Annotated in this window: 18 protein-coding genes and 1 tRNA gene; 11 read left to right on the top strand and 8 right to left on the bottom strand. The window is 44.9% G+C overall.

The window, feature by feature from the left end; all coding sequences use genetic code 11:
- Window positions 1–87 precede the first annotated feature (87 nt).
- Both QUA71_RS15640 and QUA71_RS15635 read left to right on the top strand, forming a co-directional pair.
- Window positions 88–975, top strand: a complete 888-nt coding sequence (locus tag QUA71_RS15640; protein WP_333286267.1) for an SMODS domain-containing nucleotidyltransferase — start codon at window positions 88–90, stop codon at window positions 973–975.
- Window positions 941–1,537 carry an SLATT domain-containing protein gene (locus QUA71_RS15635; RefSeq protein ID WP_333286265.1) on the top strand — a complete coding sequence of 199 codons (597 nt, stop codon included), beginning with the start codon at window positions 941–943 and terminating at the stop codon, window positions 1,535–1,537. The genes QUA71_RS15640 and QUA71_RS15635 overlap by 35 nt, the downstream gene beginning before the upstream one ends.
- Window positions 1,538–1,588: 51 nt before the next feature.
- Here the strand turns inward: QUA71_RS15635 and QUA71_RS15630 are convergent, their stop codons facing one another.
- The gene (locus QUA71_RS15630) at window positions 1,589–1,753 is read right to left on the bottom strand and encodes a hypothetical protein (protein WP_333286263.1); all 165 of its coding nucleotides are present in this window, start codon (window positions 1,751–1,753) and stop codon (window positions 1,589–1,591) included.
- A 23-nt stretch (window positions 1,754–1,776) separates the two neighbouring features.
- Here QUA71_RS15630 and yqeK point away from each other — a divergent pair, with 23 nt between their 5' ends.
- The 5 genes from yqeK to QUA71_RS15605 all read left to right on the top strand — a co-directional run bounded on the left by yqeK (window position 1,777) and on the right by QUA71_RS15605 (window position 4,811).
- Entirely contained in the window at window positions 1,777–2,412 is a 636-nt protein-coding gene (gene yqeK, locus QUA71_RS15625; protein WP_333286261.1) for a bis(5'-nucleosyl)-tetraphosphatase (symmetrical) YqeK, read from the top strand.
- Between the two features lie 138 nt (window positions 2,413–2,550).
- A complete protein-coding gene (gene rsfS, locus QUA71_RS15620; RefSeq protein WP_190663203.1) occupies window positions 2,551–2,970 on the top strand; it encodes a ribosome silencing factor in 420 nt (139 codons plus the stop codon).
- A 2-nt stretch (window positions 2,971–2,972) separates the two neighbouring features.
- Complete coding sequence (locus QUA71_RS15615; protein ID WP_006634726.1) at window positions 2,973–3,482, top strand: CGLD27 family protein; 510 nt, start codon at window positions 2,973–2,975, stop codon at window positions 3,480–3,482.
- Between the two features lie 180 nt (window positions 3,483–3,662).
- Entirely contained in the window at window positions 3,663–4,616 is a 954-nt protein-coding gene (locus QUA71_RS15610) for an asparaginase (RefSeq protein WP_006634727.1), read from the top strand.
- A gap of 118 nt (window positions 4,617–4,734) precedes the next feature.
- Window positions 4,735–4,811, top strand: a tRNA-Met gene (locus QUA71_RS15605).
- Window positions 4,812–4,859: 48 nt separating this feature from the next.
- Here QUA71_RS15605 and QUA71_RS15600 read toward each other — a convergent pair.
- From QUA71_RS15600 to QUA71_RS15580, 5 genes are all read right to left on the bottom strand, one after another.
- Window positions 4,860–5,048, bottom strand: coding sequence for a hypothetical protein (locus QUA71_RS15600; RefSeq protein WP_333286257.1), 189 nt, complete (start codon window positions 5,046–5,048; stop codon window positions 4,860–4,862).
- 172 nt (window positions 5,049–5,220) lie between these two features.
- The gene (locus tag QUA71_RS15595; RefSeq protein ID WP_190663201.1) at window positions 5,221–5,409 is read right to left on the bottom strand and encodes a DUF2949 domain-containing protein; all 189 of its coding nucleotides are present in this window, start codon (window positions 5,407–5,409) and stop codon (window positions 5,221–5,223) included.
- A gap of 86 nt (window positions 5,410–5,495) precedes the next feature.
- A complete protein-coding gene (locus QUA71_RS15590; protein ID WP_333286255.1) occupies window positions 5,496–5,630 on the bottom strand; it encodes a hypothetical protein in 135 nt (44 codons plus the stop codon).
- Window positions 5,631–5,639: 9 nt separating this feature from the next.
- Window positions 5,640–6,023 carry a hypothetical protein gene (locus tag QUA71_RS15585; RefSeq protein ID WP_333286253.1) on the bottom strand — a complete coding sequence of 128 codons (384 nt, stop codon included), beginning with the start codon at window positions 6,021–6,023 and terminating at the stop codon, window positions 5,640–5,642.
- Between the two features lie 443 nt (window positions 6,024–6,466).
- Window positions 6,467–6,661, bottom strand: coding sequence for a hypothetical protein (locus QUA71_RS15580; RefSeq protein WP_333218769.1), 195 nt, complete (start codon window positions 6,659–6,661; stop codon window positions 6,467–6,469).
- A 51-nt stretch (window positions 6,662–6,712) separates the two neighbouring features.
- Here QUA71_RS15580 and QUA71_RS15575 point away from each other — a divergent pair, with 51 nt between their 5' ends.
- Window positions 6,713–9,601, top strand: coding sequence for a PAS domain S-box protein (locus tag QUA71_RS15575; RefSeq protein ID WP_333286251.1), 2,889 nt, complete (start codon window positions 6,713–6,715; stop codon window positions 9,599–9,601).
- A 123-nt stretch (window positions 9,602–9,724) separates the two neighbouring features.
- Here QUA71_RS15575 and QUA71_RS15570 read toward each other — a convergent pair whose 3' ends face one another.
- Window positions 9,725–10,315, bottom strand: a complete 591-nt coding sequence (locus QUA71_RS15570) for a rhomboid family intramembrane serine protease (protein ID WP_333286249.1) — start codon at window positions 10,313–10,315, stop codon at window positions 9,725–9,727.
- A gap of 470 nt (window positions 10,316–10,785) precedes the next feature.
- Here QUA71_RS15570 and QUA71_RS15565 point away from each other — a divergent pair, with 470 nt between their 5' ends.
- The 3 genes from QUA71_RS15565 to QUA71_RS15555 all read left to right on the top strand — a co-directional run bounded on the left by QUA71_RS15565 (window position 10,786) and on the right by QUA71_RS15555 (window position 14,082).
- Complete coding sequence (locus tag QUA71_RS15565) at window positions 10,786–11,163, top strand: Mo-dependent nitrogenase C-terminal domain-containing protein (RefSeq protein ID WP_333048531.1); 378 nt, start codon at window positions 10,786–10,788, stop codon at window positions 11,161–11,163.
- A 731-nt stretch (window positions 11,164–11,894) separates the two neighbouring features.
- A complete protein-coding gene (locus QUA71_RS15560; RefSeq protein ID WP_333286247.1) occupies window positions 11,895–12,719 on the top strand; it encodes an SGNH/GDSL hydrolase family protein in 825 nt (274 codons plus the stop codon).
- A 244-nt stretch (window positions 12,720–12,963) separates the two neighbouring features.
- On the top strand, window positions 12,964–14,082 hold the full coding sequence (locus QUA71_RS15555) for an endonuclease NucS domain-containing protein (RefSeq protein WP_333286245.1): 1,119 nt from the start codon (window positions 12,964–12,966) through the stop codon (window positions 14,080–14,082).
- 63 nt (window positions 14,083–14,145) lie between these two features.
- Here QUA71_RS15555 and bchB read toward each other — a convergent pair whose 3' ends face one another.
- Window positions 14,146–15,672: a ferredoxin:protochlorophyllide reductase (ATP-dependent) subunit B gene (gene bchB, locus QUA71_RS15550; RefSeq protein ID WP_333286244.1), complete on the bottom strand. Its 1,527-nt coding sequence runs from the start codon at window positions 15,670–15,672 to the stop codon at window positions 14,146–14,148.
- Window positions 15,673–15,844: the final 172 nt, after the last annotated feature.

Below are 15,844 nucleotides of genomic sequence, written 5' to 3'. Positions count from 1 at the left end.
AGAGGTACTGGAATAATAATGAATCCTCCTGTATTTATTGTTTTAAGCACTGCCTAGCCCTTAACTGAACCGTATTGAATTATAAACATGGGTGTTGGCGAAGATTTTAAACTTTTCTGCGATAATTTAACTGTAAATAATCGCAGTGATATTTCATACCGATACGAGACAATTACTCAACGTCTTAACACAGACTTCTGGCTTTCAAATTCTAAGACTAACCACAGCCTTTATGTTGGTTCTTATGGTCGAGGCACTGCCCGAAGAGGATTTAGTGATTTAGACATGATTTTTATTTTGCCATATTCTTTGTATGAGCGTTATAGTAAGTATGCCTATAACGGTCAATCTGCGCTTTTGCAGGTTGTTAAAAATTCTATTAAAAATAGATATTCTGCAACAGATGTAAGTGGAGACGGTCAAGTTGTAGTTGTTTCTTTTTCAGATAGCATGAGATTTGAGGTAGTCCCTGCTTTTGAAAACACAGATTATAGTTTTACTTATCCAGATTCAAATGCTGGAGGTAAATGGAAAATTACCAATCCCCGACCAGAAATTGAAAGCATCAACATCAACAATATTTTAACCAAGGGTAATCTGGTTAATTTATGTAGGATGACAAGAGTATGGAAGACTTATTGGAACGTTCCTATGGGGGGGCTTTTAATTGACACATTAGCTTGTAAATTTTTAACAAATTGGTCTTATAAAGAAAAATCTTATGTTTACTATGACTGGATGGCCAGGGATTTTTTTGAATATTTGGCCAATCAGAATCCTAAACAGCAGTATTGGTTAGCTGTAGGGAGCAATCAGTATATATGGAGGAAAGGAAGTTTTGAGTATAACGCAAAGCGCTGTTTTAATTTAGCCTTAGAAGCGATAGAATATGAATCTAAGCAAATGAGTTGGTCTGCCAATAAAAAATGGAGAGAAATTTATGGTACAGCCTTCCCAATCAAATCCAGCAAATAATAGCGATATAACTGTGTTGGAATCTCAAATCAGAGAGTGCTATGGCAGGGTCGTGTGGACTCACAAAACTCACGAAAAATGTGCTGATATTTATGCTGCACAACTTAAAGCAGATAAAACAACGGAAATTGTTTTATCTGCTTTGACAACTACCAGCTTGTTAACAAGCATATTTGTCGCTAAAAGATGGGGAATAATTATTGGTACTCTGTTATCTACAGTTCTTTTGGGGGTAACTATTTATGCAAAAGATTATGATTTAGGAAAAATATCGAAAAGCCATGCAGATACAGCCGTAAAACTGTGGAGTATCAGAGAATCTTACTTGTCTCTTCTCACAGATATAAAATTAAACAACTTAACCTTAAACCAAATCCAAGTGAAAAGAGATGAACTGCAAAATCAACTAGCTTCAGTTTATCAAAATGCACCGCGAACAAATAGCAAAGCTTATGACAAGGCAAGCCAAGCCTTAAAAACGAATGAAGAAATGACATTTTCTGATGAAGAAATTGATAAGTTTTTACCTAATGATATTAGAAGAAAGCAGTCGCAACCTTAAGTTAATAAACAGTATATTGGGGCTGTAAACCTACGCGCTATCGCCTCGCCCTCAAATCTGCAAAACTCTGCACCTTCCCTGTTTCGTGCCGATCGCAACCCCGAACAACAGCACCGCAGCACCTACCAATATCGCCAGCGCCGGCACTTCCCCACACACCCAATAACCCATACAAGCAGCCGATCGAGAAGAAAACGCTAAAATACTAGATATCACACAATTTCGGAGTTAGTTAATATTTGACACTTGCACCCGCGCGCGAAATCGTCCTAGCTTGGCTCTCTGAGCGCGTTCCTGCTGCTCGCATCAAACACATCCTCGGAGTGGAACAGGTAGCAGGTGACTTGGCTCGCCATTACGGCCTCGACGAAGCAAAAGCCCGATCGGCCGGTTTGTTGCATGATTTGGCAAAATACTTCAAACCTCAACTGCTGCTGCAAATGGCAAGGGCGGAGGGTTTAGAGTTAGACTCAGTGTTGGAAGCACACCCGCATTTGCTGCACGCAGACGCCAGCGCGATCGTCGCCAGAGACGAATTCGGGGCGGTCGATCGAGAAATTTTGGACGCAATCGCCAATCACACCCTCGGCAGACCAAACATGAGCCAGCTCAGTTGTACCGTATTCATAGCAGATACCATAGAGCCGAGCCGCGGCAACACAGCCCAACTAGAAGCACTGCGCGAGGCAAGCTTGCAAAATCTTTATGCAGCCGTGTGGCAAACTAGCGATTATTCTCTTAAATATTTGCTAGAAACTCGCTGCTACATCCACCCCCGCACCGTACTTACGCGGAATTGGGCGCTGCAAATGGCCCGCGAATCCCCGGAAACAGGAAATTCGACGGAGAAGTCGATCGAACAAATCACAAGTTAAAAGTAAAATTTACCAGAAATCCTGTCCTTACTTTTGGCTTCAACCTAACTCCTATTTCCAGTATCAAACTGCCAACAACCGCTCGCTCGTAGCGCACCGATTCCCTCTTACCGTATCAATTAGGAACTTAAACAGTTAATGTCAGATCTAACTCAACTCGAATACTCCAGGGCTAAGTCTACAGCAACCGACGGCACCTCCTCAGACGAAGCTCGTGGCCTGATCATGACCGTTGCCCAAGCAGCCGATGACCGCAAAGCAGTAGACATTGTATTGCTCCGGGTGTCAGAAGTATGCTATTTGGCAGACTACTTTGCGATCATCACCGGATTTTCCAACGTGCAGGTACGAGCCATATCCCAAGCAATAGCAGACCAAGTGGAAGAAGAGTGGCAACGCTTGCCACTGCGTACACAAGGCCTATCAGACGCTAGTTGGGTCGTCATGGACTACGGCGACGCGATCATTCACATTTTGAAGCCTCAAGAGCGGGAGTTCTACAATTTAGAAGCGTTCTGGGGACACGCCGAACGCATTGACTTTTCCCCCACGCCGTGAGGATGGCTAATGTGAAAGACGTTTCTGCTTCTATTTGTCCCGTTCCGCAAGAACAGCGACCGGTCAATGAATACCAAGAACTTAAAGACTCCTGGTTTTTTAGCTGGGTAACACTCAATTGGCCCGGATACCTGGCCAAACTAGCTTGGGTGTGGGCTTGGAGTTGCTTGGTATCTGGGCCGATAGCTGCTTCTAGCTTTGCTCCTGTCAAGTATCCAGCTCAGTTTGTCCTCAGCAGTGCCGCAGGTGGCGGTTTTATTCTAGGATTAGCTTTGCTGCGACTCTACTTGGGTTGGTTCTACGTGCGATCGCGCCTTTCAAATCCCACGGTCGTCTACGAAGAGTCTGGTTGGTACGATTGTCAATCTTGGCCTAAAACTCCCGAAGTTTTGCTTCAAGACCAGTTGATTGTCAACTACCAACTAGAACCAATTCTCAGGCGTCTGCGGCAGACATTTTATGGTTTGACAGTATTGCTGGTTGCCGGGGGACTAACTTGGAGTTGTTTGTAATCGGGAATGGAAGGGAGTTTTGAGTTTTGAGATTGCCGCGCACAGCCAACAAGACACACGGAGTGCATGAGTGAAAAACGATGGCATAAAGATTAACTTTATAACTCTTAACTGGCAGCTCGCAACTCATAACTTCCTGAACCCCAATCTAAAATCTAAAATCTAAAATCTAAAATTGATATGACAAGGGGAAAAAGAACCCAAGCTCCCGAACTGGAAGTCACATTGCTGCGCGAAGGTATTGTGGAATCGAGGCACCGCGCCCAGGCCGCTGTCTGCGACAACCGCGGGCGCGTTCTGTCTGTTGCTGGTAACTCGGAAACGGCCTCATTTGTCCGTTCTTCACTCAAGCCTTTTCAAGCTTTGGCGGTGACGGCGACTGGCACTTTAGAACGCTACGAATTGACCGATCGAGATTTAGCGATTATTTGCAGTTCGCATCAAGGTACGATCGAGCAATCGCGCCAGGTATTTAACGTCCTGTGGCGCTGCGACATTGACCCCTCTAAACTTCAATGCCCCATTCCCGAAGGCAAAAAGAGCGCCCTGCAATACAACTGTTCCGGCAAACACGCCGGTATGCTGGCTGTCTGCCAGCAACTGCACTGGCCTCTGGACACTTATTTACGCCGCAAACATCCTGTCCAGCAGCTTATTTTGGGCAAAGTGGCTGACTTGCTGGCAATGCCTGCCGAAGAGTTTATCAGCGCTCGCGACGACTGCGGCGCTCCTACCTATCTGTTGCAGTTGGGCCAAATGGCGTCTTTGTACGCTCAGTTAGCCTCCGGTAACAATGTGGACATGGAACGGATTGTCCGCGCTATGACTCATCACCCGATGATGGTTGCTGGTGAGGGCAAATTTGACACGGAACTGATGCGCTTGACTCAAGGGGAATTGGTGAGCAAATCCGGCGCCGAAGGGGTGCAGTGCATTGGCCGCGTTGGCGAAGGCATGGGCTTGGCAATTAAGGTGACGGATGGGGGAAAGCGCGCTCAATTTGCTGTGGCGATTCACTTGCTCAAGCAGTTGGGGTGGATTACTCCGACGATCGCCGAAACTCTTTCGGAAACTTACCTCACTCTCAGCGACTTCAAGCGCTTGGAGGTAATCGGGGAAGTTTCGATGCTTTAGGGCGATCGAGACTCTGAGCCGATTTCAGCAACCCCTCCCACAATCAAAAAAGTTTTTTTGATTGTGGGGTTGCTATTTTCAGAAAGATATGTTTATATTAGAAAGAGAGACAAAGCAACGCGGGATAGAGCAGCCTGGTAGCTCGTCGGGCTCATAACCCGAAGGTCAGTGGTTCAAATCCACTTCCCGCCACCAAATTAAACAAGACAAGCCCCGGCAACCTAAAAGTTGCTGGGGTTTGTTTTATGCCGTCTGTTGGATGCCGTCGGCGATCGCATCTTCGACAGATTGATAGCGTTTCCGGTTGCAGGAGCGACATGATATAGAGGACAAGGCACTGCCGTCTAGAAAGCTGTGGGTAATATTAATTCCGATGCTGCCAGATTTGATATGAAAGCAGTTTATTTTAGGTGGCAATAAAAATGAGGACACAGCAGTGCTGTGCCCCTGCTGTATATTTGTATTTTTCTAATTGGGACAAAATAAGACCCACCCTCAACCTAAACACTCAACCCTATACTTTCCGACGACCGTTTGTGCAAGCTTTATTTGTCAAAAAATTGCAATCGGATATCCATATTTTTTAACTCAGGATTTTAAATTGCTAAATCGGCTGAGCTTGAATCCAATCAAAAATCAGGTTTAACTGTTCCAGTGTTACTAACCCGTACTGCCACAGAACCATCGGCAGTTCGCTGGCATCTTGTTCACCGTGTCGGAGAGCAACGGCGATCGCAGAATTCGATATCGCCAACTCCCCCCGCAAATAATCGATCAGTTGAGCCTTTCCCATCACCTTCACCGCCAGTTTTATGCGCTATTGTAAAGATATGTAGCTAATCGGTCTGTATCGGAAGTTTAATTGGTCTAATTTTAGGTTCACAATAGAGAACCTGGTGTGATGGAAACCGCACAAAACTTGTGATAAAACTCATAAAAAAAGGCGATCGCAGTCACAATAACTCCGAGAATTAAAAAGTGGGTTTCGCGATCGCTTGCTTCAAATGAATTCATTTAAAATTGCTAAAGTCCTAGCTGAAGCTGAACTCCCGCTTCTGTACCGCTGTCGGTTTGTTTTGGAGGTAAAGGATTTCCTTGACGCTGGGCGTCCGAAGGAGTAGTAATAAATTCCAAGGGGCCATCGATTTTGAGGCGAAATGTGTCGCCCAAGCTGCTTTCCCTTCTAGCAGAATTAGCCGCCGTTTCTGGTTCACCAATCAAGTTTTGGTAGTCCGAGTCTAAGGTTCTGTCCTCCACAGCCCTCAACGAATCCCCAGATAAAGTCGTTTCCGAATATTGGGACGCTGGTTGCAGTCTTTGTTGGGCGAGAACCGCCGGGGTCAAACCGATAAAAATTGAGCTCAGTCCGAGAGCAGTGCCAAGAGTAGCAATAACTGCGTTCATCATCCATGCCTCCGCTAGTTGCATCCTACTATGCGCTTATTGTACCGAGCCAGAATTAAGTTGCACTCTCTCAAAAGTAGCTGCTTGTGGAGATATCAATTGCAGTTGCTGTGAAAACTTATAATTTTCGATCGCGCTATCGGAAAAATAGAACGGACCCAGCAACCAGGTTGAAACCCCAGAATACGTCATTTCAGGAATGAGCCAACCAAAAACTCGATTTGTTTGATTAGGGCGCGTCAGGAGTGGAAAAATAGTTAGTGGTGGATGCACGGGTGGCTATTCACCAATTGGTTTTTTCACGACAATAGTTAGTTACAGCCCGCCAAAAGGCTAAAAAAACCCGGTTTCAGAAACCGGTTAAAAAAAATAATGCAACAGCAGGCAACTTCTAAACCCTTACAGACTCAGTTTTTCCCAATTATTCAATTCTTTAATCTCAAAATCTATAATAGTATGAGTGTGTAGAGTGCATTCAGGATTGATACTGCATTCATCTCGATGGCCAATGTTCCCAAAGCTCGCGATCGCGCTAAGATGGCGGTGGCAGTCGTTAAAAATTCCGTTGCCAGCGGCAGATTCCGAGTTATTAACAGCACTTTGCCTACTAAAACCATCTCAACTTCAAAACCTGCACTCATCAAGTTGTACTTGACCGGAATGTTGTGGGTTAATAATAGTTCTGCTTTACCATGCCAATCAAATATCTGACCGACCCGATTTTAAAAATGTCGGGCAAAGTGCCAATTCGCATCGTCCTTGTTGTGCCTTTTGCCCTCCAGACTTTCGCTGCGGTAGGGTTGACGGGGTGGCTGTCGCTGCGGAACGGGCGCACAGCCGTCAACCATGTTGCCGCACAACTGCGGACAGAAGTCACATCGCGTATCCAGCAACATATTAATAGTTATATTGAAACGCCACACCAAATCAATCAGCTCAATCTTGATGCCATCCGTCTCGGCATTGTGAACGAACAGGATAGTGATAGTTTGCAACGCTACTTCTACAAACAAATCAAAATTTTTGATAAAATTAGCTACATTCAATTCGCATCCGAAGAAAAAGATTTTATTGGAGTTGAACGCCTCGACGACGGCAAGTTGCAAGTTCAAATTTCTAATCAATCTACTGGCTATAACTTTCAAAGCTACGCGCCGTCAGAGTTCGGGGAACCAACCAAGCTATTAAAAACTACTCTCAACTACGACCCCCGCGTCCGACCTTGGTATATAGCTCCGGTGCAGGCAGGGAAACCGACTTGGAGTAAAATTTATACTTATTTTGACGCTCCCAAACTAGCGATTACGGCTGCTCAACCAGTTTATGGCGAGGATGGTAAACTGATTGGCATCCTGGGTGCTGACTTGGCACTTTCCAAGCTCAATCAATTCTTGGAAACTCTAAAAATTGGCAAATCAGGACAGACTTTTATTGTAGAAAGGTCTGGGCAATTGGTGGCAAATTCTACTCGGGAACCGCCATTTATTGTTAGCAATGGTGTTGCGAAACGGATTGTGGCAGCGAGCAGCAAGAATGTTCTAATTCGATCGACCGCCCGCTATTTGACAGAACGCTTCGGGGATTTGCACAATATTGACAGATCTCGCCAGTTAGATTTTACGATCGACGGTCAACGGCAATTTCTACAGGTGACGCCGCTTTTAGACAGCAGGGGCCTCGACTGGTTGATTGTGGTGACGGTTCCTGAAGCCGATTTTATGGAAAGGATTAATGCCAACACTCGGTATACTGTGGTGATGTGTCTGGGTGCTTTGGTGCTGGCAACGGCGATTGGCGCCCTGACTTCTAGGTGGATTGTTGTACCGATTCGGCGTCTGAGCAAGGCTGCGGAGGCTTTGTCCCGGGGAGAATGGGACGGGATGGCGGTAGATCCGGGCTTGATGGCATCTGTAGAGCGGGAGGATGAGGTGGGTGTCCTGGCTCGCTCTTTTAATATGATGGCCGGTCAATTGGAAGAGTCATTTACTACTCTCGAAGATCGGGTAGAATCTGCGATCGCCGACAAAAATCAATTAATTATTTCTCTGAAAAACTCGCAGCAAAAACTGGCTCTCCATCTTCACCAAACTCCTTTGGGAGCGATTGAATGGGATCTAAACTTTGAAGTAGCGGAATGGAATTTATCAGCGGAAAGAATTTTTGGATACAACCGCTTGGAAGCTATAGGACGCCACGGAGTCGATCTCATAGTTCCTGAAAGTGCTAAGGAGTATGTCAGGCAACTATCTATAACTTTGCTCACGAATCAAGGAGGAGTTACCAGCCTTAACGAGAACCTCAGAAAAGACGGCAAAATTATTCTTTGCGAGTGGTACAATACGACTTTGGTTGATCCGGACGGCAGCATCATTGGGGTGGCATCGCTGATTCAGGATGTGACTGAATTTCACAGTGCTATGGAGAAGTTGCGGGCCAGCGAGGAGCGGTTTCGCCAGTTGGCAGAAAATATTCATGAGGTATTTTGGATTAGAGAACCCAATCAAAAGCAGCTAGTTTATGTGAGCCCTGCTTGCGAAAAAATATGGAATTTGAGCTGTCAGAGTTTGCAGTCAGAACCGGAGGCTTTTTGGGATGCTATTCACCCGGAGGATATCGATCGCGTCAAGGCTGCTTTTGAGAAACAGGTGCGGGGCGATTATGATGAGGAGTATCGGGTAGTGCGATCAGACTGTTCAGTTTGCTGGGTGCGCGATCGGGCTTTTCCAGTCCGCAGCCAAAGCGGAGAAATTTACCGCATCGTCGGTATTGCCGAAGATATTACCCAGCGCAAATTAGCAGAAGAATTCCAAAAAGTCGCTCAAACCGCTCAAGCAGCAAACCAAGCCAAAAGCGCCTTTTTAGCTAATATGAGCCACGAATTGCGAACTCCCCTCAACGCGATTATTGGTTACAGCGATATGCTCAAAGAAGACGCCGAGGATTTAGGCTGCGAAGATTTTATCCCCGACTTGCAAAAAATTCAAACAGCGGGCAAACACTTGCTATCTTTAATTAGCGACATTCTAGATATTTCTAAGATTGAAGCGGGTCGGATGGAACTTTACTTAGAAACTTTCAACCCGGTTAATTTAATTGACGAGGTAGTTTCTACAGTCAAACCCTTGGTAGATAAAAACTTTAATAAGTTTGAAGTTGATTGTGGTAGCGACTTGGGAATGATGTATGCTGACATTACCAAAACTCGTCAAATATTGCTCAACCTGCTGAGCAATGCAGCCAAATTTACGGAAGGTGGCACTATTACCCTCTGTATTGAAAGAGTTAAACATGACAGCTTAACCACTCAAGAAATAGCAGAACCTTCCGACTCAATAATTTTTCGCGTAGCTGATACAGGCATTGGCATTCCCCCCGAACAATTGCAGCATTTATTTCAAGCATTTATGCAGGGCGACGCCTCAACTACGCGCAAGTATGGCGGCACGGGTTTGGGATTGACTATTAGTCGTCACTTTTGCGTGATGATGGGGGGCGATATGCACGTTGAAAGCGAGTTAGGTTTCGGTTCGGTTTTTACTGTGTGCTTACCGGCCCGCGTTGAATTATTGGTCAGCAGTTAGTGTTGCTATCCGGGACGCACTTATTACACAAAAAACCAGGTTCATTGACAAAAAACCTACGCTTTCAGATAAGTTCGGGGCAATAAACTAAGGTGATGATAGGATACACCATAAGTCCTAATCCTAGCTAATTTCCCGTTTCCGCCGCCCCAAAAGTTGAGCTGTTAATACGCCGCCGACAAAGCCAAAGAAATGCGCTTGCCAGGAAACTCCCGGCTGCGAGGGCAAAACTCCCCAAATTAAACTGCCGTAGAAGAAACCGACAATTAAAGATACCAAAATAGAGGTAAAGCTGCGTTCAAAATAGCCCCGCAGCAGCAAGAAGCCGAAGTAACCAAAGATTAATCCGCTGGCACCAATGTGAACGGAATAGGGCGCGCCAGTCAGCCAAACTCCGAATCCGCTGACTAGCACAGTGACGGCACTCACGATAAAAAAGTCGCTAATTTCTCGCAGCATGATCAACCAACCCAATGTCACTAAAGGGAGGGTATTGGCGGCTAAGTGAGCAAAACTGCCGTGTAGAAAAGGCATCAACAGGATGCCTTGAAGTCCGTCGAGGCTGCGGGGGCGGACTCCGTAAGCATTCAGCCTGCCTCGGAACAGGAATACATCGACAATTTCGATAATCCAGAGGAGGGAGACGAAGCCACCGAGAATGGCGGCGTGGCTTTGCAATTCGCGGGTGATAGCTTTGGTTTCTGGGTGACTCATGGGTGGTGAGGGCGGTGATACCGATTATTTATCATTGTAGAAGTTTCTGAGCGATCGCGAGCAAAGATTGTTGGGGCGAGGTTTGAGGGTTTTTTGCAGCAGAGCTTATTTAGAAATATTATAAGTTTTATTAAAAATTCCGCATTTTCACGTATAGGATAATTCACCTGGATGCGTCACAATAGTAATTGAACTACAAAAGGAGAGTCAACCGAAGGTTGAAGCTAGAACGTAGAAGACAGAATTTTTACCCTATCAATCAATCGTTGGGCTTGAAATGAGGACACTTTTTAGAGCGCACACCGCCTTTAAAAAAAATCAGGAACTACTTTTCTCGCCATAAGTCATTAATTTAAGAAGTTCAATCCGGTAAAACAAAACGAGATGCTGTAGATACTGATTGTAGATAATATGGCACAAGCTCTACAAAGAGTTATTGGCACCTCGTTATAAAAGAGGAAGAGAGCAAAATGAACGTATTTGAGCATACAGTTTCCTACCGAACTCTGCCAAATTGGGTAGGATTTGGCAAACAAGAAACAGCCGTTAATGTCGCTACAAATTCTCAACCTTACGGTCAAAAGCCACACTTTGACCCCTTGCATCCGCTAAAACAATGGCTTGATAACACTGCAATTAAAAGTCAAAAGTTGGCTCGGTTGCTGTGTAAGTTTATTCCCAGCCAGTGTCCGTTTGAGCGAGAAGTCAAAATTGGCGATCGCACCTTATTATCCATTCCGCCGCTGTGCAAGTTAAATCCCCTTTACGAGCAAGTCGTTGGGCTGCGCTTTCGAGCTTTGTGTTATTTGGCTGACGAGTGCGGCGAAGATGTAACTCCTTATTGTTAATTCTGCAAAAAATTAAAATTTTCACTGTCTTTTCACCCTCCCTTCTCCTTGTTGGGGAGGGTTTTTGTTTTGTGTCGGCTTTCAAGGAACAAAAGTGCGGTCAATTTCTCGATACGCCCAGTAAATCAGTTTTCAATCAATTCTTTTTTTTCGTGATTGATAGTTATCTCAAGGGTGGTTGTTTGGGAGGCTTTTGTACGGAGGAGCCCGGTTAGGTAAAACAACTATCAAGAGAGGAGAATAGTTAAGCCTCAACAGAAGCGTAAATTGCATTCGTAGGAGGAGTGGCTATCACCCCTGAACAAAAGGAGCGTTTTAAAGCTTGTGCTAGCTTAAAACCGGGATGCTGCTGGTTCGCCTCTTGCCTAACTTAATTGGGTAATCTCCCAAAAGATGTACGGTTTTATCCCCTCTAGAGCGCTATGAGCTAGATACCATGAGAAAAGTGTCAAGGACATCACCAATCTATGTAGGTTGAGCAGTGGAGTGAGGCAACCCACGATTAAAGTTCAGTTTTACTTTCTACATTTTTCCCAAAATTGATATATTAGTAATTGGGGGAAATATTTAAGCTATTTCAACAATATAACTAAGACTAAATGTAAAAATCACGAACTCGGTAATTATCGCTCACAAATTATCAAATCTTCTACGAATCTAACTAATACCCAGTGTTAAAAAGAACATTTTTTGCAGTAATTATTGCGTTTTTATCTTTTATGGTTGCACTCATGCTATCAGCTCAAAGTTCTGAGGCTGTCAATGGACTCTATGTATTTGGGGACAGTCTTTCGGATATGGGAATGGTGTTTCGAGCAAGCGGGGGTCAATATCCGCCTCGTTCGACTTACTTTCAAGGGCGTTACTCGAATGGTAAGGTTTGGGTAGAATATCTGGCCGATCGCCTAAAGGTGCCGCCTGAACGAGTCACTAATTTGGCCTATGGAGGTGCAACAACGGGGAGCGATCGCAATAGCCTTGTCCCTAGTTTGTTAACTCAAGTTGAGTCCTGGACTAACTCCCAAAAACAGGCAAATCCTCATGCGCTGTATGTACTGTGGGCGGGTGCCAATGATTATTTGCAGGGGGTAAATAATGCGAACCTTCCCGTTGAAAATGTGGCGAGGGCGATCGCGTCTCTTGCTGGTGTGGGTGCCAAAAATATCCTGCTGGCAAATTTACCAGATTTGGGACAGTTACCGGCGACGCGAACAGGGCCTAATTCTGCAAGGCTCACTGCATTAACACAATCACACAATCAGGGTTTGAGGCGAACGGTTAAGGTATTAAGTCAACAGCATTCTGACTTAAAGATTGCGACTCTGGATGCTAATGCCCTTTATCGGGAAGCCATTACTTCTCCGGCTAAATATGGCTTGACTAATGTGACGAGTGCGTGTTTATCGGGTGGAGGTGTTTGTGGTAGTCCCAATCGATTTTTGTTTTGGGACGGCATTCATCCGACGACGGCTGCACACAGGATTTTGGGGGAAGCAGCGTCGGCTGTTGTGCAGGAGAGCGGGATGATTAAATCGGAATCGGGGATGCTTCGGTAAACTATTTTTAGGCTTTCCGGGCGATCGCCACAATATCGGGATGCTGCCTTTTCGTAGAGGTTGACATAATTTTTTGCATGAGAGCAATATTGGCTCATCTGATATTGTAGAAATTTTCCTCGTGGGCGATCGCATTTGGCTTGAAAACGCAAGCGTTGATGATGAAAACTAGAAAGTATTGATTGACGGAATTCCTCTAATGTGATATATTGAAGTTTATATTTATTACATTCATCAACTTAAGATGACTAAGCCATTTCAAAGAATAATGCAAGCCGAGGATTTGCTAGAAAAAGCTAAGCGTCGCGAACAACAGTTGAGAATTAAATCGAGGCAGCGGTCATTACACGGAAAGTCTATTAGAACTCGTGCTCTTAACACTATACTGAAAAAATCCGGAAAAAAATGGGGATTTGGAAGTGAAAAAGCCTTGGAAGATTTTGTGTGGGATAACTTGGATTGTTTGTTTGGACTGACACCTTTGAACCGTCAACATACGGTTAACGGAGAAGTTTGTGATATTTTGGCAGTAGATGAAAGTAAACAGTTAGTAGTGCAAGAGCTAAAAAATGAGGCAGATAAAAGTCTGATTCAGCAATTAACTCGTTATTATAGTAATTTGATTCAGTTCAAACCATACGATCGGGAAATAGATTATATCAAACCTATCAGGTTGGTCGCTATTGCACCTAGCTTTCATAAACAAAATTTAATAGATATAAAGTACAGCCAACTATCTTTTGAATTATTGAAATTTGATGTAGTTCAAGAAGAAAATAAACTTTTTATAAATTTTAATAATATAGATACAGGTCAGGTTTTTAGTGCAGAGTTTCAACACAGTCAACAAGATGTTTGGGATATAGCAGCCAATTTACCGGAACCACCCAAAGCATTGTATAACATTATGGCCGAATGCACTTCGGAACATCAGGGAAAAGTTCTTAAAATGAGAGAACAGATTCTTTGTTTCCATGAGAAAATTCAGGAAATAACTGCTAGTGGTGTTGTTAAGTATGGTCGCGGTCAAAGTAAAATTTGTGCTGAAATTCGTCACAGCAGTTCATCAAAAATGAATCTGGCTAATTCATCAAATGATCCGGGAATTTACTTGTATCTACCCATCCCTGATAAACAATCAGTAAGTTACAGGCAACCTCTAGGCAGAATGCAAGTCCTTGCTGATGAATTGCAGAATGTTATCTTGGCAGGCTATATTCCTCCCGGTAAAAGAGGCGTGTCAAGTTTTTATAAGTTTCAAGATTTTGAAAAGTTTATAAACCCGGCAACTGTAACAAACAAATCTACACAATTAGAAATTTTGATAGACTTAGCTTTAGAAAACTGGTTGGAAAGATTTTAAGTTGACTAAGATTGGATTCAAGAAATTAGCAATAAGGTGGGCATTTGCCCACCTTACAATTAATTAAGCGCCGACAGATTCCTTGGCGGCGTACAGCACTTCAACGGTAATCTTATCAATCCCCCGATCGCGCGCAAACTTCTCAGTATTCCGCTTCACCTTACCCCGCACAAAACCAGGGATTTTATTCAACTCAGCTTGTCCATCCTTCGTCCAACCCATGTCAGAATCAGCCGAAATACCCTTGGTAATCACTTCCTTGGTATCGTGGCCGCCGAAGATTTCCAGCAAGTGGTCTTCCATGCCCAAAGTAAAGGAATTGTAGACCAAATCTACGCACTGATTCGTCCCTTCATAACCCAAAAATGGCTTGTAGCCGATCGGGAAATTTTGGACGTGAATCGGTGCAGCAATTACGCCGCAGGGAATATCCAACCGCTTACCAACGTGGCGTTCCATTTGCGTGCCGAAAATTGCCGAAGGTTCCGCTTTGGCGATCGCATCCCCGATCGCCCCGTGATCGTCCGTGACGAGCACTTCATCGCAATACTCGCTAACCTGTTCGCGGAACCAGTCAGCGTCGTGTTTGCAGTAGGTTCCAGCCCACACAACGTGGATTCCCATCTCGCGAGCCAAAATCTTCGTCATCGCCGCAGCGTGGGTATTATCGCCAAATACGACGGCTTTTTTGCCGGTTAAGTTTTGGCAGTCGATCGATCGCGAAAACCAAGCAGCCTGGGACACAAACCGCGTTTGTTGGTCAATAAAATTTTCGTAATCAACATCCGCACCTTGATCGTTCAAAACTTGCTGAATCTTGCGGATACAGCGCGCAGTTTCTACCACACCCATCGGGGTAATATCCACCATCGGCGTACCGAATTCTTTTTGCAAATACTCCCCGGTCATCATCCCCAATTCCCGATAAGGAACCAAGTTAAACCAAGCCCGGGGCAGTCTTTTTAAGTTGTGAACCGAAGCTCCTTCGGGAATAACTTCGTTGACTTCAATGCCCAAATCTGCCATCAAACGCTTCAACTCGGTGCAGTCGTGCTGGTTGTGGAAACCCAGGGTAGACATACCGATAATGTTGACAGATGGTTTTTCGCTTTTGGCTTCTACTAAATCGCCTTTTTTGCGGGCTTTGTTTATGTAAAATTGGACGATTTGATCCAAAGTGCGATCGGCAGCTTGCAGTTCGTTGACGCGGTAATGGTTAACATCCGCCAGCAATACATCTCCTTTGGCATCCAATTGAGCTCGCTCCACGAAGTTTTCCAAGTCTTCTTGCAGAATGCTGGAGGTGCAAGTCGGGGTGAGCACGATTAAATCTGGGTGTTCTTCTCTGTCTTTGCGGGTGATGTTGTCCACCACCCGTTCTTGCGAACCCCGCGCCAGTACGTGTCTGTCAACGACGCTGGTAGTCACCGGGGTGAAATCCCGTTCCCTCTCCAGCATGGAACGCATGACGTTAAAATAGTCGTCTCCAATCGGTGCGTGCATGATCGCATGGACGTTTTTGAAGGAAGTGGCCACGCGCAAAGTGCCGATGTGGGCTGGGCCTGCGTACATCCAATAAGCCAATTTCATAGGTATTTTTCCTGGTGCTGGTTGAGAATTGCCCGATCGGGCGATTACTGCTAAATTTTAAGGTGGTTTCTGATTTTCTCACCGGATGAATCCTTTAGAAATAGTAACTTTCTGAGGATTTACAGATTTGGGAAATGCTCAAACGCTTTGTCTGCTTGGCATTTGACTCGCA

Source organism: Microcoleus sp. MON1_C5 (genome assembly GCF_036701875.1).
In the GTDB taxonomy this organism is placed as follows: domain Bacteria; phylum Cyanobacteriota; class Cyanobacteriia; order Cyanobacteriales; family Microcoleaceae; genus Microcoleus.
This window is presented reverse-complemented; position numbering and strand designations above follow the sequence as displayed.